Annotated in this window: 19 protein-coding genes; 10 read left to right on the top strand and 9 right to left on the bottom strand. The window is 65.8% G+C overall.

The features are described from left to right. Nucleotides 1-79 precede the first annotated feature (79 nt). On the top strand, nt 80-1,057 hold the full coding sequence (locus LPB260_RS05130) for an NADPH:quinone reductase (RefSeq protein WP_208707632.1): 978 nt from the start codon (nt 80-82) through the stop codon (nt 1,055-1,057). A gap of 181 nt (nt 1,058-1,238) precedes the next feature. On the opposite strand, the gene LPB260_RS05135 is transcribed toward LPB260_RS05130, so the two are convergent. The 3 genes from LPB260_RS05135 to LPB260_RS05145 all read right to left on the bottom strand — a co-directional run bounded on the left by LPB260_RS05135 (nt 1,239) and on the right by LPB260_RS05145 (nt 4,089). Further along, nucleotides 1,239-1,796, bottom strand: coding sequence for an L-threonylcarbamoyladenylate synthase (locus LPB260_RS05135; RefSeq protein ID WP_208707633.1), 558 nt, complete (start codon nt 1,794-1,796; stop codon nt 1,239-1,241). Between the two features lie 74 nt (nt 1,797-1,870). Then, nucleotides 1,871-2,977, bottom strand: coding sequence for a DNA-processing protein DprA (gene dprA, locus LPB260_RS05140; RefSeq protein ID WP_208707634.1), 1,107 nt, complete (start codon nt 2,975-2,977; stop codon nt 1,871-1,873). An 86-nt stretch (nt 2,978-3,063) separates the two neighbouring features. Then, nucleotides 3,064-4,089 carry a LysM peptidoglycan-binding domain-containing protein gene (locus LPB260_RS05145; RefSeq protein WP_208707635.1) on the bottom strand — a complete coding sequence of 342 codons (1,026 nt, stop codon included), beginning with the start codon at nt 4,087-4,089 and terminating at the stop codon, nt 3,064-3,066. A gap of 153 nt (nt 4,090-4,242) precedes the next feature. Here LPB260_RS05145 and def point away from each other — a divergent pair, with 153 nt between their 5' ends. From def to LPB260_RS05170, 5 genes are read left to right on the top strand one after another with little or no spacing between them, the layout of a single operon-like run. Then, nucleotides 4,243-4,749 carry a peptide deformylase gene (gene def / locus LPB260_RS05150; protein WP_208707636.1) on the top strand — a complete coding sequence of 169 codons (507 nt, stop codon included), beginning with the start codon at nt 4,243-4,245 and terminating at the stop codon, nt 4,747-4,749. Nucleotides 4,750-4,804: 55 nt separating this feature from the next. Further along, nucleotides 4,805-5,746: a methionyl-tRNA formyltransferase gene (fmt, locus tag LPB260_RS05155; RefSeq protein WP_208707637.1), complete on the top strand. Its 942-nt coding sequence runs from the start codon at nt 4,805-4,807 to the stop codon at nt 5,744-5,746. 13 nt (nt 5,747-5,759) lie between these two features. After that, complete coding sequence (gene rsmB / locus LPB260_RS05160) at nt 5,760-7,070, top strand: 16S rRNA (cytosine(967)-C(5))-methyltransferase RsmB (protein ID WP_208707638.1); 1,311 nt, start codon at nt 5,760-5,762, stop codon at nt 7,068-7,070. A 12-nt stretch (nt 7,071-7,082) separates the two neighbouring features. Next, nucleotides 7,083-8,456, top strand: a complete 1,374-nt coding sequence (trkA, locus tag LPB260_RS05165; RefSeq protein WP_208707639.1) for a Trk system potassium transporter TrkA — start codon at nt 7,083-7,085, stop codon at nt 8,454-8,456. 48 nt (nt 8,457-8,504) lie between these two features. After that, nucleotides 8,505-8,825, top strand: coding sequence for a tetratricopeptide repeat protein (locus LPB260_RS05170; protein ID WP_208707640.1), 321 nt, complete (start codon nt 8,505-8,507; stop codon nt 8,823-8,825). Between the two features lie 3 nt (nt 8,826-8,828). Here the strand turns inward: LPB260_RS05170 and LPB260_RS05175 are convergent, their stop codons facing one another. The 3 genes from LPB260_RS05175 to LPB260_RS05185 all read right to left on the bottom strand — a co-directional run bounded on the left by LPB260_RS05175 (nt 8,829) and on the right by LPB260_RS05185 (nt 10,770). Further along, nucleotides 8,829-9,092: a PilZ domain-containing protein gene (locus tag LPB260_RS05175; RefSeq protein WP_208707641.1), complete on the bottom strand. Its 264-nt coding sequence runs from the start codon at nt 9,090-9,092 to the stop codon at nt 8,829-8,831. 122 nt (nt 9,093-9,214) lie between these two features. After that, on the bottom strand, nt 9,215-10,102 hold the full coding sequence (locus tag LPB260_RS05180) for a lysophospholipid acyltransferase (RefSeq protein WP_208707642.1): 888 nt from the start codon (nt 10,100-10,102) through the stop codon (nt 9,215-9,217). Between the two features lie 113 nt (nt 10,103-10,215). Next, on the bottom strand, nt 10,216-10,770 hold the full coding sequence (locus LPB260_RS05185; RefSeq protein WP_208707643.1) for a DNA-3-methyladenine glycosylase I: 555 nt from the start codon (nt 10,768-10,770) through the stop codon (nt 10,216-10,218). A gap of 83 nt (nt 10,771-10,853) precedes the next feature. On the opposite strand from LPB260_RS05185, the gene glyQ reads away from it, so the two are divergent. From glyQ to LPB260_RS05205, 4 genes are all read left to right on the top strand, one after another. Then, nucleotides 10,854-11,801 (top strand): glycine--tRNA ligase subunit alpha, encoded by a 948-nt coding sequence (gene glyQ, locus LPB260_RS05190; RefSeq protein ID WP_208707644.1) that lies wholly within the window; start codon nt 10,854-10,856, stop codon nt 11,799-11,801. Then, a complete protein-coding gene (glyS, locus tag LPB260_RS05195; RefSeq protein ID WP_208707645.1) occupies nt 11,798-13,852 on the top strand; it encodes a glycine--tRNA ligase subunit beta in 2,055 nt (684 codons plus the stop codon). The genes glyQ and glyS overlap by 4 nt, the downstream gene beginning before the upstream one ends. Nucleotides 13,853-13,939: 87 nt before the next feature. Further along, nucleotides 13,940-14,473 (top strand): D-glycero-beta-D-manno-heptose 1,7-bisphosphate 7-phosphatase, encoded by a 534-nt coding sequence (gene gmhB / locus LPB260_RS05200; protein ID WP_208707646.1) that lies wholly within the window; start codon nt 13,940-13,942, stop codon nt 14,471-14,473. Between the two features lie 32 nt (nt 14,474-14,505). Beyond that, entirely contained in the window at nt 14,506-15,279 is a 774-nt protein-coding gene (locus LPB260_RS05205) for a 1-acyl-sn-glycerol-3-phosphate acyltransferase (RefSeq protein WP_208707647.1), read from the top strand. 1,085 nt (nt 15,280-16,364) lie between these two features. Here LPB260_RS05205 and gyrB read toward each other — a convergent pair. From gyrB to dnaN, 3 genes are read right to left on the bottom strand one after another with little or no spacing between them, the layout of a single operon-like run. Beyond that, nucleotides 16,365-18,782 (bottom strand): DNA topoisomerase (ATP-hydrolyzing) subunit B, encoded by a 2,418-nt coding sequence (gyrB, locus tag LPB260_RS05210; RefSeq protein WP_208707648.1) that lies wholly within the window; start codon nt 18,780-18,782, stop codon nt 16,365-16,367. A gap of 4 nt (nt 18,783-18,786) precedes the next feature. Further along, the gene (gene recF / locus LPB260_RS05215) at nt 18,787-19,890 is read right to left on the bottom strand and encodes a DNA replication/repair protein RecF (RefSeq protein WP_208707649.1); all 1,104 of its coding nucleotides are present in this window, start codon (nt 19,888-19,890) and stop codon (nt 18,787-18,789) included. 7 nt (nt 19,891-19,897) lie between these two features. Beyond that, a complete protein-coding gene (gene dnaN, locus LPB260_RS05220) occupies nt 19,898-21,001 on the bottom strand; it encodes a DNA polymerase III subunit beta (protein WP_208707650.1) in 1,104 nt (367 codons plus the stop codon). Nucleotides 21,002-21,013: the final 12 nt, after the last annotated feature.

Consider the following 21,013-nt stretch of genomic DNA (forward strand, 5'->3'; position numbering starts at 1 on the left):
CGATTGGATAGGTGCCCACGCCAGCGCCCGGCGGCATCATGCTCGGGTTGCGCGATCCCCTTATGCACAGGAGCCTGATATGGCCAAGCGAATCCAGTTCAGCCGCCACGGCGGCCCCGAAGTCCTCGAGTACGGCGACTACCAGCCAGCCGCGCCCGGCCCCCACGAGGTGCGGGTGCAGAACCAGGCGATCGGCCTGAACTTCATCGACACCTACTACCGCAGCGGCCTGTATCCGCCACCGGCGCTGCCGTCCGGCCTGGGCACCGAGGGCGCCGGCATCGTCGAGGCGGTGGGCGAGGGGGTCAGCCAGTTCCAGGTCGGCGACCGCGTGGCCTACGCCACCGGCCCGCTCGGCGCCTACAGCGAGCTGCACGTGCTGCCGGCCAGCAAGCTGGTCAGGCTGCCGGAGGCGATCAGCTTCGAGCAGGCCGCCGCCGTCATGCTCAAGGGCCTCACGGTGCAGTACCTGCTGCGCCAGACCTTCGCCCTGCAGGGCGGCGAAACCATCCTGTTCCATGCCGCCGCCGGCGGCGTCGGCTCATTCGCCTGCCAGTGGGCCAAGGCCCTGGGGGTCAAGCTGATCGGCACCGTCAGTTCGCCGCAGAAGGCCGCGCGGGCGATGGAGCAGGGCGCCTGGGCGACCATCGACTACAGCCACGAGAACGTCGCACAGCGGGTGCTGGAGCTGACCGACGGGCAGAAGTGCCCGGTGGTCTACGACGGCGTCGGCAAGGACACCTGGGAGACCTCGCTGGACTGCGTCGCCCCGCGCGGCCTGCTGGTCAGCTTCGGCAACGCCTCCGGCGCGGTCACCGGGGTCAACCTGGGCATCCTGGCGCAGAAGGGCTCGCTGTACGTCACCCGCCCGACCCTGGCCGGCTATGCCGATACCCCGGAGCGGCTACAGGCGATGGCCGACGAGCTGTTCGCCATGATCACCAGCGGCCAGCTCAAGGTGGAGATCAGCAGCCGCCACGCGCTCAAGGACGCCGCGCAGGCGCAAGCCGCCCTGAGCGCGCGGCAGACCACCGGTTCGACCATTCTGCTGCCGTGAATCCGTAGGGTGGGTTAGGCGCCCCAACTGGTTTCACCGGCACAGTCAAATGCCTGCCGCGCCGTAACCCACCATGGCCATCTGCGGCGCCTGAATGGTGGGTTACGCAGCGCCCACACACCGCACAACTGTCGATTTCGTGGCAATGCGCTGCTGACCCGCCCTACGCAAGCGGAAACCTTCAGGACGGGCGGATCACCTCGCCACTGCGCAGGTCACGGATCAGGCTGGGATTGCTGCGCCCGCCGAGGGCGCCGCCGAGCACCTGGTCCAGCTGCCGCGGGAAATACTGCTCGACCCGCAGGCGGCTGCGTGCCGCCGGGCGACCGCTCGGGTTGGCCGAGGTCGACACCAGCGGGCCGGTGAGGGCGCAGAGCCGGCGCACCAGGGGATGATCGCTGACCCGCAGGGCCACGCTGGAATGGCGCCCCGTGATCCACTCCGGCAGGCGCTGCTGGTGCGGCACCAGCCAGGTGTTCGGTCCCGGCCAGCTGCTGGCCAGGCGTTCCTGCCAGACGTCCGGCAGGTCCTCGAGGAGGAAATCGAACTGCTCGATGCAATCGGCCACCAGGATCAGGCCCTTGTCCATCGGCCGCTGCTTGAGGGCCAGCAGGCGCGCCACCGCCAATTCGTCCCAAGGATCGCAACCCAGGCCCCACACCGCCTCGGTCGGGTAGGCGATCAGCCCGCCCTGGCTCACCACCCGCGCCGCCTGCTGCACCTGCCAGTCGCTGGTCATCCACTGCCCTCCACCGATCCACTTGGAGGCAGTGTATCCACGCCTGCCGTCCCCTGCGCAACCCTGCGCGCACCTCAGCCGGCGCGGCCGATCCAGCGCCCCCCTTCGCAAGCGATGCGTCCCTCCAGCTCCAGCTCGGTCAGCGCCGCCAGCACCTTGGACAACGGCCAGCCACTGGCCGCGGCCAGCGCTTCGCTGCTGTGCGGCGCCGCGTGCAGCAGGTCGAGCAGCGGATGAGCCGGCTGCGCCACCGGTGCGGCCGCGAGCGCAGGCACGGCCTGCCAGCCGCGCAGGGCCTCGAGGATGTGCTCGATGCTTTCCACCAGGGTGGCGCCTTCGCGGATCAGCTGGTGACAGCCGCGCGCCCCCGGGTGATGGATGGAGCCGGGGATCGCATAGACCTCGCGGCCCTGCTCAGCGGCCAGGCGGGCGGTGATCAGCGAGCCGCTGGAGGGGCTGGCTTCGACCACCAGCACGCCGAGGGACAGGCCGCTGATGATGCGGTTGCGCCGGGGAAAGTTGCCGGCCTGGGGCGGGCAGTCCAGCGGCAGCTCGGAGACCAGCGCACCGCCGCCCTCGATTATCGCCGCCGCCAGTCTGGCGTGGCGTGCCGGGTACATCTGCTCGAGGCCGGTGCCGAGCACCGCGACGGTCTTGCCGCCGACATCCAGCGCCCCCTGATGGGCCGCGCCGTCGATCCCCAGGGCCAGGCCGCTGGTGATCACGAAACCGCCGGCGGCCAGGCTGCGGGCAAAGCCCTGTGCGGTATCCAGGCCGGGGCGCGAGGCGCGACGGCTGCCGACCATAGCCAGCTGCGGCTGCTCGAGCAGACCGGGATCGCCGGCGACGAACAGCAGCGGCGGTGCATCGCTCAGTTCGGCGAGCAACCCCGGATAGGCCGGATCGTCCCACATCAGCAGGTGTTGGTCCTGGCTCTCCAACCAGGCCAGGGCGGCGCCGGCCCGTTCACGCACCTCGCTGCTGCGCCGCGCCTCGGCGCTGGCCGCCGGCAGGCTCAGGGCCCGCCAGGCGCTGGCCGGCGCACTGAGGGCGGCCGAGGCCGTCCCGAAAGCCGCCAGCAGCTTGCGAAAACGCCGCGGGCCGAGCTCCGGCAGGCAATGCAGGCGCAAGCGGGCTTCGAGTTCGGCGGGGGAACGGCAATGGCTGATGCGCTGCGACATATTGATCATCCTTGATCGGTCGCGCCGCTCAGGCGGCAGGAAAATGGCAGGCAGAAAAAAGCCCCGCGAGTGCGGGGCTTTCGGCGTTACGGGTTGCGGACCTTGTCCAGCACCGCGAGCTGGCGGGTGGCGCCAAGGACCAGACCATAACTGAGCTTGTCGTAGGTGCGGAACACCATCAGCAGGCCGGCGCGCTCATCGGGAATCTTCACCGATTCGCCGGTCACCCGGTCGCGCACGGTTTCGCCGGTCTTGTACACGGCCAACACGTTGCCCACTTCCAGGCCGTCGCGGGCGCCCTTGTTCAGGGTAACCACATCGAACTGACCGATCTGGGTGACGCCACGCGGCACGTCGAGAATCAGGCCGCGAACTTCGCGGGACGGCTCGCTCGGCATAAAGGTGGAGTTGATCGCCCGCTCCTCGGTGGGGAACAGGCGGTCGCCGAGGCGCACTTCCTGGGTCGAGCGGGTCAGGGTCATGGTGCCGATGTCGCCTTCCTCGGCGACGATCTCACCGCCGCCGATGTCGTCGGCGTTGATCCCGAGGAATTCCTGGGTCTCCGGATCGATATAGGTCTTGCCCTGGCGGAAGATGCCGTACACCGGGGCGTGCTCGTCGAACTGGCCACGGGCATAGACGCGATCGCCGGCGCCGCTGACCACGCGCTCGGCGTTGCCGGCGACCACATAGGGCGCGCTCTGGAACTGTTCCGGGTTATCGACGATGCGGTTGCTCAGCAGGAAGCTGTTGATCGCCTCCAGCGGAATGGTCGGAATGGCTTCGGCCATCGGCGTGACGCGCACCTTCGGCGACAGCTTGATGGTACCGCGCGACTCGCCGCGGTTGAGCATCAGGCGCGGCTGACCGTCGACGTAGACCAGGCTGAGCTCGTCGCCGGGGTAGATCAGATGAGGGTTTTCCACCTGCGGGTTGGCGTGCCAGATCTCCGGCCATTTCCACGGCTGACTGAGGAATCGACCGGAAATATCCCAGAGGGTATCGCCTTTGACCACGGTGTAGCGGTCGGGGTGGCCCTCCTTGAGTTGCACTTCCGCCTGGGCCAAGCCACCTGCGGCCAGCAGCAGCAGGGCGAGTAGTGATTTCCTCATACAGTGAATCCCTTTATCATGTGTCTTCACGTGGAGCGCCCTAGCGCCGCGACTGAAACCCAGTGAAACAGCGGCTTGAAGCCGTTTTTCAATGCTGCTCATCATCTTAGCAGCGGATTTTGACTTTATTCCACAAGTGCATCACAAACGCATATGGCGATCCTAAACATCCTCGAATTTCCCGATCCGCGCCTGCGCACCATCGCCAAGCCGGTGGATGTGGTCGACGACGCCCTGCGTCAGCTGATCGACGACATGTTCGAAACCATGTACGAAGCTCCGGGCATCGGCCTCGCCGCGACCCAGGTCAACGTGCACAAGCGCGTGGTGGTGATGGACCTGTCCGAAGACAAGTCCGAGCCGCGGGTCTTCATCAACCCCGAGTTCGAGCCGCTGACCGACGAGATGGACCAGTATCAGGAAGGCTGCCTGTCGGTGCCGGGCTTCTACGAGAACGTCGACCGCCCGCAGAAGGTCAGGATCAAGGCGCTGGACCGCGACGGCCAGCCCTATGAGCTGATCGCCGAAGGCCTGCTGGCGGTGTGCATCCAGCACGAATGCGACCACCTCAACGGCAAGCTGTTCGTCGACTACCTGTCTACCCTCAAGCGTGACCGCATCAAGAAGAAACTGGAAAAGCAACATCGCCAGCGGGCGTGAGCCTCCACCTGTATAAAGGCTTGCTGCGGCAAGCCTTTTTCTTTAGCGAGACCCCATGACTGAAGCACTGCGCATCGTCTTCGCCGGTACCCCGGAATTCGCCGCCGAGCACCTCAAGGCCCTGCTCGACACCCGCCACCAGATCATCGCGGTCTACAGCCAGCCGGACCGCCCGGCCGGCCGTGGGCAGAAGCTCACGCCCAGTCCGGTCAAGCAGCTGGCACTGCAGCACGATATTCCCGTCTACCAGCCGCTGACGCTGCGCGACCCGGCGGCCCAGGCCGAGCTGGCCGCGCTCGAGCCCGACCTGATGGTGGTGGTGGCCTACGGCCTGATCCTGCCCCAGGTGGTGCTCGACACGCCGCGCCTGGGCTGCATCAACAGCCATGCCTCGCTGCTGCCGCGCTGGCGCGGCGCGGCGCCGATCCAGCGCGCCATCGAGGCCGGCGACGGCGAGAGCGGGGTGACCGTGATGCAGATGGAAGCCGGTCTGGATACCGGGCCGATGCTGCTCAAGGTCAGCACCCCGATCGGCGTGGACGACAGCGGCGGCAGCCTGCACGACCGCCTCGCCGCCCTCGGCCCCCGCGCGGTGATCGAGGCCATCGACGGCCTGGCCGCCGGCACCCTGATTGGCGAGGTGCAGGACGATGGCCTGGCCACCTACGCGCACAAGCTGAACAAGGACGAGGCGCGCCTCGACTGGACGCGTCCGGCAGAGGAGCTGGAACGCCTGATCCGCGCCTTCAATCCCTGGCCGATCTGCCACAGCACCCTCGATGGTGCGCCGCTCAAGGTGCTCGCCGCAAAGCTGGCAGACGGGCAGGGCGCAGCGGGGCAGGTGCTCGCCGCCGACAGGGACGGCCTGACGGTCGCCTGCGGCGAGGGCGCCCTGCGCCTGACCCGCCTGCAGCTGCCGGGCGGCAAGGCCCTGGCCTTCGCCGACCTGTACAACAGCCGGCGCGAGCAGTTCGCCCCCGGCAAGGTGCTGCTGTGATGAGGGCCGGGGCATGAACCCGCGCCTGGCCGCCGCCCGCGCCCTGGCCGCCGTGCTCAACGGCAAGGCCTCCCTGGGCAGCAGCCTGCCGCAGCAGCTGGACCGGGTCGAGCCGCGCGACCGCGGCCTGACCCAGGACCTGGCATTCGGCACCGCCCGCTGGCAGCCGCGCCTGGCCCTGCTGGCCGAGAAGCTGCTGCAGAAGCCCTTCAAGGCCGCCGATCGCGATGTCGAGGCGCTGCTGCTGATCGGCCTGTACCAGCTGTTCTACACGCGGATTCCGCCCCATGCGGCAATTGGCGAGACGGTGGCCTGCGTCGACAAGCTGAAGAAGTCTTCGCTCAAGGGCCTGCTCAATGCCGTGCTGCGCCGCGCCCAGCGCGAGGGCGAACAGCTGCTGGCCGAGCTGGAACGCGATCCGGTGGTGCGCACCGCCCACCCGCGCTGGTTGCAGAAAGCCCTCAAGGCCCACTGGCCGGAACACTGGGAAGCCATCTGCGCGGCCAACAACGCCCACCCGCCGCTGATCCTGCGGGTCAACCGGCGCCACGGCAGCCGCGATGACTACCTGGCCGAATTGCGCGCGGCGGGGGTCGAAGCCGAGCCCTGCGCCTTCAGTCAGGACGGTATCCGCCTGCTGCAGGCCTGCGACGTGACCGGCCTTCCGGGCTTCGCCGAGGGCCGGGTCAGCGTGCAGGACGAAGCCGCCCAGCTGGCCGCAGAATTGCTCGAACTGGCCCCCGGCCAGCGCGTGCTGGACGCCTGTTGCGCCCCGGGCGGCAAGACCTGCCACCTGCTCGAGGCCCAGCCGCAGCTGGCCGCGGTGGTGGCGGTGGACCTGGAAGAGAAGCGCCTGGTGCGGGTGCGCGAGAACCTCGCCCGGCTCAGCCTGCAGGCCGAACTGATCGCCGCCGATGCGCGCGCGGTCGATGCCTGGTGGGATGGCCAGGCCTTCCAGCGCATCCTGCTGGATGCCCCCTGTTCGGCCACCGGGGTGATTCGCCGCCATCCGGACATCAAGCTGACCCGCCAGGCCGAGGACATCCCTGCCCTGGCGCAGCTGCAGGGCGAGCTGCTGGACGCGCTGTGGCCGACCCTGGCGGTCGGCGGCATCCTGCTCTACGCCACCTGCTCGACGCTGCCCACGGAGAACACCGAGGTGATCGCCGGCTTTCTCGCCCGCACGCCCGGTGCCCGCGAGCTGGATATCGCCGGGCCATTCGGCCTGAAACAACCCCATGGCCGCCAGCTGCTCGCCCAGGCAGAGGGTCATGACGGTTTCTACTATGCCAAGCTGATCAAGATCGCCGCCGATCGCGGCTGAGGAACAGAGCGGATGAAGATCATCATTCTCGGCGCCGGCCAGGTCGGTGGCACCCTGGCCGAACACCTGGCCAGCGAGGCCAACGACATCACCGTGGTGGACACCGACAGCGACCGCCTGCGTCAGCTCGGCGACCGCCTGGACATTCGCACCGTGCAGGGCCGCGGCTCCTTTCCCGCGGTGCTGCGCCAGGCCGGGGCGGAAGACGCCGACATGCTGGTGGCGGTGACCAACAGCGACGAAGTCAACATGATCGCCTGCCAGGTGGCCTACACCCTGTTCCACACCCCGACCAAGATCGCCCGGGTGCGCGAGGCCGCCTACCTGTCGCGCAGCGGCCTGTTCAACAACGAGTCGATCCCGGTCGACGTGCTGATCAGCCCGGAACAGGTGGTGACCAACTACATCAAGCGCCTGATCGAATACCCCGGCGCCCTGCAGGTGATCGACTTCGCCGAGGGCAAGGCCCAGCTGGTGGCGGTCAAGGCCTACTATGGCGGGCCACTGGTCGGTCAGCAGCTGCGCCAGCTGCGCGAACACATGCCCAACGTGGACACCCGGGTGGCGGCGATCTTCCGCCGCAACCGGCCGATCATGCCCAAGGGCGACACGGTGATCGAGGCCGACGACGAGGTGTTCTTCATCGCCGCCAAGGCCCACATCCGCGCGGTGATGAGCGAGATGCGCCGTCTGGAGAACAGCTACAAGCGGGTGGTGATCGCCGGCGGCGGGCATATCGGCGAGCGCCTGGCCGAGGCCATCGAGAGCCGCTACCAGGTGAAGATCATCGAGATGAACCCGGCCCGCTGCCGTTACCTGTCGGAGAGCCTGGACAGCACCATCGTGCTGCAGGGCAGCGCCTCGGACCGAGACCTGCTAGTGGAGGAGAACATCAACGATGCCGACATCTTCCTCGCCCTGACCAACGACGACGAGGCCAACATCATGTCCTCGCTGCTGGCCAAGCGCCTCGGCGCGCGCAAGGTGATGACCATCATCAACAACCCGGCCTACGTCGACCTGGTCCAGGGCGGCGAGATCGACATCGCCATCAGCCCGCAGCTGGCCACCATCGGCACCCTGCTGACCCACGTGCGCCGCGGCGATATCGAGAGCGTGCATTCGCTGCGCCGCGGCGCAGCGGAGGCCATCGAGGCGATCGCCCATGGCGATGCCAAGTCGAGCAAGGTGGTCGGTCGCGCGATCGAGGAGATCGCCCTGCCGCCGGGCACCACCATCGGCGCGATCATCCGCGACGAAGAGGTGCTGATCGCCCACGACGACACGGTGATCGAGTCCGGCGACCACGTGATCCTGTTCCTGGTCGACAAGAAATACATCCGCGACGCCGAAAGCCTGTTCCAGGTCGGACTAACCTTTTTCTAAGAGCCACCGCTTGCGTGGTCCTCGGTCCACCTGCAAACAGGAGTCACCATGCTGGAATCCCTGGAAAAAATGCTCGCGCAAGGCATGGACAACGCCCTGCTGCGCTTCGGCCTGGGCAAGGGCTACCTGGATGCGGGAGAGTTCGCCCGCGCCGCCGAGCACTTCCAGCGCTGCGTGGAATTCGATGCGAACTATTCGGCGGCCTGGAAGCTGTTGGGCAAGGCGCACCTGGAACTGGGTGACCGGGCGGCCGCCGAGCACGCCTGGCAGCAGGGCATCGCCGCGGCCCAGAGCCACGGCGACAAGCAGGCGGAAAAGGAGATGACGGTGTTTCTCAAGCGCCTGCAGCGCCAGGCGCCGCAGGACTGAGCCTCAGTCCTCGACGAAACGCAGGCCCACGCCCTCGCTGTCCACGCGCATCACTTCCATCTGCAGCACCGGCGCCTCGATCGGCAGGTCCTGGACCTGTCCGGTGACCCGGGTGCCGGCCTCCAGACTGGCCAGTTGCGGGTGCTTGACGTAGACCCCTCCATCGGAGAGATCGCGGGTCTGCGCCACCAGCTCGCCGAAGCTCGGGTGACAGATCTTGATCCGGCATTTCATCGACGTACGGATGTGTTGGCGCTGGTTGGACATGGGTGCGGCGATCCTTGGCATGGGTCCTAAGGTTAATAGCGCAAGTTGCCGGCCACGCCCAGTGGCGCCGGCAGAAAAACCGCCATCGTGGGTCGATTTCCTCCGGCGCCATGGGATGGCGGCTAGTACCACTTCGCCTCGCCGTCCGGGCGCTTCTTGAAGCGCTTCATGCTCCACATGTACTGGCTCGGATAGGCGCGCACGTAGCGCTCGATCACCGCGCTCATGGCGGCCACGCCTTCCTCGACGTTCTCGCTGTACATGCCTTCGGGCGCGGCCTCGAAGATGACCTTGTAGCCGCTGCCATCGTCCAGGCGCAGCGCATGCAGGAACACGCCCCGGGCCTTGCCGCCGGCGAGCATGCCGGGCACGAACCTGCTGGTCAGGGTCGGCACGCCGCAGAAGGGCACGAATACACCGGAAGACCGGCTCGGCTCCGGATCGGCGGGAATACCCACGGCACCGCCGCGGCGCACCTCCTTGATGACACTGAGGATGCCCTCCTTGGTCGAGGGCGCCACGCGGTTGCCCATCTGCGCCCGCTGCCGGGCCAGCAGCTCGTCCACCGCCTTGAGCTTGGGCGGGCGGTAGAAGATGACCGGCTTGCACTGCGCGCAGTAGAAATGGTTGAGCACTTCCCAGTTGCCCAGGTGACTGGTGATGCCGACCACGCCCTTGCCGGACGCCAGGGCCTGCTGCAGCACCTCCAGGCCCTCGACCTCGCGCACCAGGGCCAGCGACCTGTGCGCCGGCCAGACCCAGGCGCAGGCGCTTTCGGTGAGGGTCTTGCCGATGTCCGCCAGGGTGTCGCGCAACAGGCGCTGATGGGCCGCCGCATCCAGCTCGGGAAAGCACTTGCTCAGGTTGATGCTGGCGACATCGCGCGAGCCGTTGGGCAGCTTCCACATCAGCCAGCCGATGGCGGCGCCCAGGCCTTGCACGGCGCGCCAGGGCAACAGAGCCAGCAGGTGCAGAAAGCCCACCACCAACGCTCCTTTGAGCTTCTCCACAGGCAACTCCCGAAAATTGCAAAGCGCCTATTGTAACCAGGCGGCGGCGCGCCTGGCAGGCGGCAACTGCGGGACCGCGCGGCGATGCCGCCCGGGCTCCGCTACCGAGGCGGTTAATTGGCGATCAGCACCGGGTAGCGGTCGCAGTCGGTGGTGTGGTCCATGACCATGCCGGCAGCCTGCATGTAGGCGTAGCAGATGGTCGGACCGACGAAGGTGAAGCCGGCCTTCTTCAGCGCCCGGCTCATGGCCTCGGCCTCGGCGGTGACGGCCGGCACCTGACTGCGCTCGCTGAAGTGGTTGACCTTGGGTGCGCCGCCGACGAAGGACCAGAGCAACCCCACCGGGTCCTCCAGCCTCAGCCAGGCCTGGGCATTCTGCCGCACGGCCCTGAGCTTGAGGCGGTTGCGGATGATCCCCGGGTCCTGCATCAGGGCCTCGATCTCCTCGTCGCTCAGCTGCGCCAGGCGCTCGGCGTCGAAACCGAACAGCACCTGGCGGTAGCGGGCGCGCTTCTTCAGCACGGTGATCCACGACAGGCCGGCCTGGAAGCCTTCCAGCAGCAACAGCTCGAACAGGGCCTGGGGATCGCGTTGCGGCACCCCCCATTCCTGGTCGTGATAGGCCTGGTAGAGGGGGTCTTCGGTGCACCAGAAGCAGCGTGGCATAGGGCCTTCCCGGGCGGCGGAGGCCGCCAGGATTGGGGTATACTCCCGCCCTTTCTGTCGCAGCCTCAACAGGTGAATTTTTCGTGAGCCAGACTACGCCTGCCGTGCGCACCTTCCAAGACCTGATCCTGACCCTGCAGCAGTACTGGGCCGAGCAGGGCTGCGTGGTGCTGCAGCCCTACGATATGGAAGTGGGCGCCGGCACCTTCCACACCGCCACCTTCCTGCGCGCCGTCGGCCCGGAAACCTGGAACGCCGCCTACGTGCAACCCAGCCGCCGCCCCACCGACGGCCGCTACGGCGAGAACCCCAATCGCCTGCAGCATTACTACCAGTTCCAGGTGGTTTTGAAGCCCAATCCGGAGAACTTCCAGGAGCTCTACCTGGGCTCGCTGGCGGCCATCGGCATCGACCCGCTGGTGCACGACATCCGCTTCGTCGAGGACAACTGGGAATCGCCGACCCTGGGCGCCTGGGGCCTGGGCTGGGAGATCTGGCTGAACGGCATGGAAGTCACCCAGTTCACCTACTTCCAGCAGGTCGGCGGCATCGAGTGCTACCCGGTGACCGGCGAGATCACCTACGGCCTGGAGCGCCTGGCCATGTACATCCAGGGCGTCGATTCGGTGTACGACCTGGTGTGGACCGACGGCCCGTTCGGCAAGGTCACCTACGGCGACGTGTTCCATCAGAACGAGGTGGAGCAGTCCACCTACAACTTCGAGCACGCCAACGTCGACAAGCTGTTCGAGCTGTTCGACTTCTACGAGAGCGAAGCCAACCGCCTGATCGAGCTGGAGCTGCCGCTGCCGACCTACGAGATGGTGCTCAAGGCCTCGCACACCTTCAACCTGCTCGACGCCCGCCGCGCCATCTCGGTGACCGAGCGCCAGCGCTACATCCTGCGCGTGCGCACCCTGGCCCGCGCCGTGGCCCAGAGCTACCTGCAGGCGCGACGCAAACTCGGCTTCCCCATGGCCACCCCCGAACTGCGTGACGAAGTACTGGCCAAGCTGGAGGCTGCAGAATGAGTGCATTGGATTTCCTCGTCGAACTGGGCACCGAAGAGCTGCCGCCGAAGGCCCTGAAGAGCCTCGGCGAGGCTTTCCTCGCCGGCATCGAGAAGGGCCTCAAGGCCGCCGGCCTGGACTACCAGGCCAGCCGCTTCTACGCCGCGCCGCGCCGCCTGGCCGTGCAGATCGACCAGCTGGCGAGCCAGCAACCCGATCGCAGCAACACCCTCGACGGCCCGCCGCTGCAGGCCGCCTTCAACGCCGAAGGGCAGCCGACCCAGGCGGCCCTGGGCTTCGCCAAGAAGTGCGGCGTGGAGCTGGAACAGATCGACCGCAGCGGCCCCAAGCTGCGCTATACCCAGCGCATTCCCGGGCAACCGGCCAGCGCCCTGCTGCCGGCGATCGTCGAAACCTCGCTGAACGAGCTGCCGATTCCCAAGCGCATGCGCTGGGCGGCGCGCCGCGACGAGTTCGTGCGGCCGACCCAGTGGCTGGTGATGCTGTTTGGCGACAACGTGATCGACTGCGAGATCCTCGCCCAGAAGGCCGGCCGCGAGTCCCGCGGCCATCGCTTCCACAGCCCGAGCAAGGTGCGCATCAGCACGCCGGCCACCTACCTGGAAGACCTGCGCAGCGCCTACGTGCTGGCCGACTTCGCCGAGCGTCGCGAACTGATCGCCCAGCGAATTGCCGAGCTGGCTGCCGAGCAGCAGGGCACGGCAATTGTCCCGGCAGGCCTGCTCGATGAAGTCAGCGCCCTGGTCGAGTGGCCGGTGCCGCTGGTCTGCGCCTTCGAGGAACGCTTCCTCGAGGTGCCCCAGGAGGCGCTGATCACCACCATGCAGGACAACCAGAAGTACTTCTGCCTGCTGGACGCCAATGGCAAGTTGCTGCCGCGCTTCATCACCGTGGCCAACGTCGAGAGCAAGGACCCGGCGCAGATCATCAGCGGCAACGAGAAGGTCGTGCGCCCGCGCCTGACCGATGCCGAGTTCTTCTTCAAGCAGGACCAGAAGCACAAGCTCGAGCACTTCAACCAGCGCCTGGCCGGCGTGGTGTTCCAGGCCCAGCTCGGTTCGGTCTATGAGAAGGCCCAGCGGGTATCGACGCTCGCCGCCTTCATCGCCGAACGGGTCGGCGGCGACGCCGAGCGCGCGGCGCGCGCCGGTATCCTCTGCAAGTGCGACCTGGCCAGCGAGATGGTCGGCGAGTTTCCCGAGATGCAGGGCATTGCCGGCTACTACTACGCCAAGCATGACGGCGAGGCCGAAGACGTCGCCCTGGCGCTGAACGAGCAATACATGCCGCGTGGCGCCGGCGCCGAGTTGCCGAGCACCCTGACCGGCGCCGCGGTGGCCCTGGCCGACAAGCTCGACACCCTGGTCGGCATCTTCGGCATCGGCATGCTGCCCACCGGCAGCAAGGACCCCTACGCCCTGCGCCGAGCGGCCCTGGGTGTGCTGCGCATCCTCATCGAGAAGGGCCTGGACCTGGATCTGAACGAAGCCGTGGCGGTCGCTATCGAGCAGTTCGGCGACAAGGTCAAGGCCGAGGGGCTGGCGGTCCAGGTGCAGGACTTCGTCTTCGACCGCCTGCGCGCGCGCTACGAAGACGAAGGCGTCGACGTGGCCGTGTACCAGTCGGTGCGCGCCCTGAGTCCCAGCGCGCCGCTGGACTTCGATCAGCGCGTGCAGGCGGTCCAGGCCTTCCGCGCACGCAGCGAGGCCGAGGCCCTGGCCGCGGCGAACAAGCGCGTGTCGAACCTGCTGAGCAAGTTCGACGGCCAGGTTCCCGCCCAGGTCGACGCCGCGCTGCTGCAGGAGCCGGCCGAACAGGCCCTGGCCGCGGCCGTGGCGCAGGCGGAGCAGGCGGTGCTGCCGATGGCCGCCGCGCGCTGCTACCGCGAGGCCTTGGAGCAGCTGGCCAGTCTGCGCGAACCGGTGGACAGCTTCTTCGAGGCGGTGCTGGTGAATGCCGACGACACGGCCGTGCGGGCCAACCGCTACGCCCTGCTGGCACGCCTGCGCGGGCTGTTCCTCGGCGTGGCCGACATCTCCGTGCTGGGCTGAAGCCCGGCCAAGACGGAATAGGGTGCCGGTCGGCAGACCACGGGTCTGCCGACTGGAATCCGCGCTCCTCAGCTCGAAGCGACCGATATGAAACTGCTGATTCTCGACCGCGACGGCGTCATCAATCACGACTCCGACGCCTACATCAAGAACCTCGAGGAATGGATTCCCCTGCCCGGGGCCATTGAGGCGATCGCCAGTCTGTCCAAGGCCGGCTGGACGGTGGCCGTGGCCACCAACCAGTCCGGTCTGGCCCGCGGCTATTACGACCTGGCGACCCTGGACGCCATGCATGCGCGGCTGCGCGAGCTGGTGGCGGAGCAGGGCGGCGAGCTGGGCCTGGTCGTCCATTGCCCGCACGGTCCGGACGACGGCTGCGATTGCCGCAAGCCAAAGCCCGGTATGCTGCGCACCATTGCCGAGCATTACCAGGTGTCGCTGGCCGGCGTATGGTTCGTCGGCGACAGCAGCGGTGACCTCGACGCCGCCCGCGCCGTCGACTGTCAGCCCGTGCTGGTCAAGACCGGCAAGGGTCAGCGGACCCTCGCCAAGCCGCTGCCAGCGGGTACCCTGGTATTCGATGATCTGCCGGCCGTGGCCGCGCAGCTTCTCCTCAGATAACGCAGGCCTGGCCTGCCACGGTAAGAGCTCCCATGTCGACAGTGCAGTCCATCAGAACCGTCCTTTTCTACCTGTTGCTGTCTGCCAGTGCTTGCTTCTGGTGCATCCTCAGCATGTTCGTCGCGCCCTTCCTGCCGTTCCGCGCGCGCTACCGCTTCGTCAACCAGACCTGGTGCCGCTGCGCCGTGTGGCTGGCCAAGGTGGTGGTGGGCATTCGCTATGAGGTCAAAGGCCTCGAGCACATCCCGCAGCAGCCGTGCGTGATCCTCGCCAAGCACCAGAGCACCTGGGAAACCTTCTTCCTCTCGGCCTTGTTCGAGCCGCTCAGCCAGGTGGTCAAGCGCGAGCTGCTTCGCGTGCCGTTCTTCGGCTGGGCGATGGCCATGCTCAGCCCCATTGCGATCGACCGAAGCAACCCCAAGGCAGCCCTCAAGCAGCTCGCCAAACAGGGCCACGAGCGCCTGCAGCAGGGCGCCTGGGTGCTGATCTTCCCGGAAGGCACGCGTATTCCCACGGGGCATATCGGCAAGTTCTCGCGAGGCGGCGCGGCGCTGGCGGTCAATGCCGGACTGCCGGTGCTGCCGGTGGCGCACAACGCCGGCGAGTTCTGGCCCAAGGAAGGCTGGAGCAAGACGCCAGGCACCATTCAGGTGGTATTCGGCCCGCTGATGTACGCAGAAGGGAGCGGGCCACGGGCGATTGCCGAACTGAATGACCGCGCCTTCGCCTGGGTCGCCCAGACCCAGCGCGAGATCGGCGCCCTGAGCGCCGATGCGACGCCAAGCGAGCCCGTCGAGTCCGCCTGAGCGAAATGTGGATAAGCTGTGTGTAAATAACTCGACCGACCACCAGCTTGTTATGTAACAAGCTGATTTATATAAATTTTATTCGATCAGGCGAATTTTCGATTTTGGTGGGTAAGTTTTCCAGGCATAGAAAAGCCGGCCAGTTTGGCCGGTTTTTTTTGCCCGGGTGCAGCTCAAGTACGCAGGCGCCGACAAGGCCGGTAGCTTCATCCGTAAAAACAAAGAACCCGCCGAGGCGGGTTCTTTCCTGACCATTCGACATCCTGTCGGCGCATCCTAGCGATGGTCAATCATCCTTGATTCCGAGCGAGTCCTTCGCTCAGTGGATTGGGTGTAGATTAATCTCCACCCGGGTCGGGAGATAGTGCCAAACGCCGCCAGTCCATGTAAGCCATTGGCTATTCAGTCGGGCTAACGCCACGATCCGGCACGTTACACCCGCTGCGCGCTGTGATCCGGCAGCTCTAACTGCGCCTGCCGCGCGGGGCTCGATTCAAGGAAGCGCTGTATGTCGATGACTGTTGTCACCCATGAATGTAGCGCTTGCGATTTCAGTCGCTGGGACTCACTCAGCTGGGTGTACCGCTTTTATCTAGATGGCGAAACCAGGGTCACCATGCAATCGGCATTGGGCTGGTGTCATGGCTGCAGTGACTTGAGAGTGGTTGAAGTGTTGCCCTCCGCACAAGCCGAGGGCCAACTGCAACGCCCATAAGGGTCAACTTCTCACACCCTGGTTGCGGCGGCGTGCTGACGGCAGCCTGCGACGGCACACGGCTAAGCATGCGCCTGACAGAGCAGGCCGTTGATCTCGGATGACGACGCACGGGCTAGATAGGGGTCAAGGGAGCTGCCTATCTCATCTGCCCGAGTCCTCCAGGCGGACGGCAAACGCTCCGGGCGCTATATGCACCAACGAAGATCGGCCCAGGCAACCCGATCTCGTCTCATGCCTATCGCTAGAGTCCGGTTAAGCGCTCTCGGCACAATGCCTTGTGCTACACAGCGTTGCCGAGCAATAGAAAACCCGGCTCTGGGCCGGGTTTTCTACTCATCGCACGGCAACTAATGCCCCGTGATAAGGCCTACACGTCGAGGTTGGACACCGCCAGGGCGTTGGTCTCGATAAAGTCGCGGCGCGGTTCGACTTCGTCGCCCATCAGGGTATTGAAGATCTGGTCCGCGGCAATCGCGTCTTCGATACGCACCTTGAGCATGCGCCGGACTTCCGGATCCATGGTGGTTTCCCACAGCTGGTCCGGGTTCATCTCGCCGAGCCCCTTGTAGCGCTGAATGCTGTGGCGCTTGGTGCTCTCGGTCATCAACCAGCCCAGGGCGTCCTTGAAGGTGCTGACCGGCTTCTTGCGCTCGCCACGCTGCACATAGGCGCCTTCCTCGAGCAGATTGTTCAGCTGATCGCCCAGGCTGGTGACCGTCTTGTAGTCGTTGCTGGAGAAGAAGTCACGGTTGAAGGTGATATAGCTGGAGTTGCCGTGGGAGATCAGCTCGACCTCCGGCAGCCACAGGTGGCGCTCGTGGTCTTCGCGCAGGCTGGTCTTGTAGACCAGGCCGGATTTCTCCATGGTCTTCAGGCGCGCGGCGAACAGCTCCAGCCAGGCCTGCATGGCGTCCTTGTCGGCCAGTTGCTCGAGGCTTACTGCCGGCAGGTAGACGAAATGCTCGGTCAGTTCCAGCGGGTACAGGCGCGAGAGGCGCTTGAGGGTCTTCATCACGGTGCGGTAGTCGTTGACCAGGCGCTCCAGGGCCTCGCCGGACAGGCCGGGGGCGCTCTCGTTGACGTGCAGGCTGGCGTCCTCCAGGGCCGACTGGGTCATGTATTCCTCCATGGCCTCGTCGTCCTTGATGTACTGCTCCTGCTTGCCCCGCTTGACCTTGTACAGCGGCGGCTGGGCGATGTAGATGTAGCCACGCTCGACCAGTTCCGGCAACTGACGGAAGAAGAAGGTCAGGAGCAGGGTGCGGATGTGCGAACCGTCGACGTCAGCATCGGTCATGATGATGATGTTGTGGTAGCGCAGCTTGTCGATGTTGTATTCCTCGCGGCCGATGCCACAGCCCAGGGCGGTGATCAGGGTGCCGACCTCCTGGGAGGAAATCATCTTGTCGAAGCGCGCCTTCTCGACGTTGAGGATCTTGCCCTTGAGCGGCAGGATCGCCTGGGTCTTGCGGTTGCGCCCCTGCTTGGCCGAGCCGCCCGCGGAGTCACCCTCCACTATGTAGAGTTCGGAGAGCGCCGGGTCCTTTTCCTGGCAGTCGGCCAGCTTGCCGGGCAGACCGGCGATGTCCAGGGCGCCCTTGCGACGGGTCATTTCGCGGGCCTTGCGCGCCGCCTCACGGGCGCGGGCGGCGTCGATCATCTTGCCGACCACGGCCTTGGCTTCGTTGGGGTTCTCCAGGAGGAACTCGGAGAAGTACTTGCCCATTTCCTGCTCGACCGCGGTCTTCACCTCGGAGGAGACCAGCTTGTCCTTGGTCTGCGAACTGAACTTGGGGTCCGGGACCTTCACCGAGATGATCGCGGTGAGGCCTTCCCGGGCATCGTCCCCGGTGGTGGAAATCTTGTGCTTCTTGGCCAGGCCTTCCTGCTCGATATAGGCATTCAGGTTACGCGTCAGCGCGGAGCGGAAGCCGGCCAGGTGGGTACCGCCATCGCGCTGCGGAATGTTGTTGGTGAAGCACAACAGGTTCTCGTTGAAGCTGTCGTTCCACTGCAAGGCGACTTCGACACCGACCCCATCATCGCGCTGCACGCTGAAGTGGAACACCTGATTAACGGTGGACTTGTTGATGTTCAGGTACTCGACGAAGGCGCGCAGACCACCCTCGTACTTGAACAACTCCTCCTTGCCGGTGCGCTCGTCCTTGAGGACGATGCCCACGCCGGAGTTGAGGAAGGACAGTTCGCGCAGGCGCTTGGCGAGGATGTCCCAGCTGAAATGAATATTGTGGAAGGTTTCTTCCGAAGGGCGGAAGTGGATCTGGGTGCCGGTGCCATCGGTATCGCCCACGGCCGCGAGCGGTGCCTGGGGAACGCCATGAACATAGGTCTGCTCCCAGATCTTGCCGTGACGGCGAATGGTCAGGATTAGTTCCTTGGACAGCGCGTTGACCACCGAGACACCCACGCCGTGCAGCCCGCCGGAGACCTTGTAGCTGTTATCGTCGAACTTACCGCCGGCATGCAGCACGGTCATGATCACTTCGGCGGCAGAGACCCCTTCATCCTTGTGGATGTCCACCGGAATGCCACGACCGTTGTCACGCACGCTGATGGACTCATCCGGGTGGATGGTGATGGTGATCTCGCTGCAATGGCCGGCGAGCGCTTCGTCAATCGAGTTGTCGACCACCTCGAAGACCATATGGTGCAGACCACTGCCATCGTCGGTATCGCCGATGTACATACCAGGTCGCTTGCGTACGGCATCCAGGCCCTTCAGGACCTTGATGTTATTGGAGTCGTACGTTTGGTTTTCGCTCATGCCTTCACTCCCGGTGGTCGTGGGTCTGGGTGATGCCGCCATGTTCCACGTGGAACATGGCAACCGGCGTATCCGTGCGCCAGCCTTCCCTCAACAATTCATGGTCTACACAGGTGATAAACACCTGGCAGTGCAAATCTTCCAATAAACGGCAAAGCGCGCGACGGTGCTGCTCGTCCAGTTCTGACGGCAAGTCATCCACCAGATAGATGCACTGGCCGCGCTTGGCCTGATCAACCAAATGCCCCTGGGCAATGCGCAGGGCACAGACAACCAACTTCTGCTGGCCACGGGACAAGATATCCGCGGCGTTATGGGCGCCCAGCCGCAACCTGAGATCGGCGCGCTGCGGGCCGGATTGCGTATGCCCGATCTGCTGATCGCGGGGCAGCGAAGTGGCCAGTACCTGACTCAGCTCACGCTCCTTGTCCCAGCCCCGGTAGTAGCTGAGTGTCAGTCCTTGTAGCTCGACCAACTCACTCAACACGCCCTCGAACACCGGCTTGAGCAGTTGAATATAGGCACGCCTATAGCCGTCGATCTCGTCGCTGGCCAGGCACAGTTCGCGGTCCCAGGCCGCCTGCGAAGCGGCGTCAAGTGTACCATGCCGCAGCCATGAGTTCCGCTGCCGCAGGGCCTTCTGCAGCCTCTGCCAGGCTCCAAGGAAGCGAGGTTCCACGTGGAACACCCCCCAATCGAGAAACTGTCGACGAACCTTGGGCGCCCCCTCCAGCAAGCGAAAACTGTCCGGATTAATCAGCTGCAGCGGCAGCGCATCGGCCAGTTGCGCGGCGCTGCGGGCACTCTCGCCGTCGATGCGTATCTGCAGCTCACCCTGACGATCACGGGACACGCCCAGGTTGCACAACCGGCCATCAGCCTGCTGGACCTGGCCGAACACGGTGCAGGTTGGTTGCTCGTACTGGATCAGCGGCAGCAGCCGATTGCTGCGAAAGGAACGGGCCAGGCCCAGCAGATGAATGGCCTCGAGCAAGCTGGTCTTGCCGCTGCCGTTGGCGCCGTGAAGGATATTGATGCGAGGGGAGGGGGAGAGGGTCACCGGGTGCAGGTTGCGCACCGCGGTGACCGTGACGCGGGTCAGGGACATTTAAGGGTTACAGGCGCATCGGCATCACGACGTAGGAGGAATCGTCGTTGTCTGCCTCCTGAACCAACGCACTGCTGTTGGCATCGGAGAGAATCAGGCGCACCTGCTCGGTGGTCATCACGCCGAGCACGTCCAGCAGATAGCTGACGTTGAAGCCGATCTCCAGGGCGCTGCCGTTATAGTCGACGGCAATCTCCTCCTCGGCCTCTTCCTGCTCCGGGTTGTTGGCCTGAATCTTCAGCAGGCCCGCCGCCAGCTGCAGACGGATGCCCCGGTACTTCTCGTTGGACAGAATCGCGGTGCGGCTGAAGGCTTCACGCAGCCCCTGACGGTCGGCCACCACCAGCTTGTCACCGCCGCGCGGCAACACGCGCTCGTAGTCCGGGAACTTGCCGTCTACCAGCTTGGAGGTGAACGTGAACTCGCCGGTGGTGGCGCGGATATGGTTCTGCCCGAGCACCACGCTGACGCTACCATCCTGCTCGGTGAGCAGGCGCGCCAGCTCTAGGATGCCCTTGCGCGGCACGATGACCTGGTGACGCTCGACCTGCTCGATCGCCGCCTCCATAGAGCACATCGCCAGACGATGACCGTCGGTTGCCACCGCGCGCAGCACGCCGCTCTGCACCTCCAGGAGCATGCCGTTAAGGTAATAGCGCACGTCCTGCTGGGCCATGGCGAAGCTGGTCCGCTCGATCAGGCGGCGCAGCTTGCTCTGCACCAGGCTGAAGGTCAGCGAACCCGGACCTTCCTCGACCGTGGGGAAATCGTTGGCCGGCAGGGTGGACAGGGTGAACCGGCTGCGGCCAGCCTTGACCAGCAGCTTCTGCTCGTCGACGCGAATGTCGATCAACGCATCGCTCGGCAGGCTCTTGCAGATATCCATCAGCTTGCGCGCCGGCACGGTGATCTCGCCCGGTTCGGCGGCATCTTCGAGGGTGACCCGTCCGACCAGTTCGACTTCCAGGTCGGTGCCGGTCAGCGACAGCTGCTGGCCTTCGACGACCAGCAACACGTTGGACAATACCGGCAAGGTCTGGCGACGTTCCACGACGCCGGCGACCAGTTGCAGCGGTTTCAACAGGGCTTCTCGTTGAATGGTGAAATGCATGGTCTAGTCCCT

This window comes from Pseudomonas sp. LPB0260 (genome assembly GCF_013388395.1).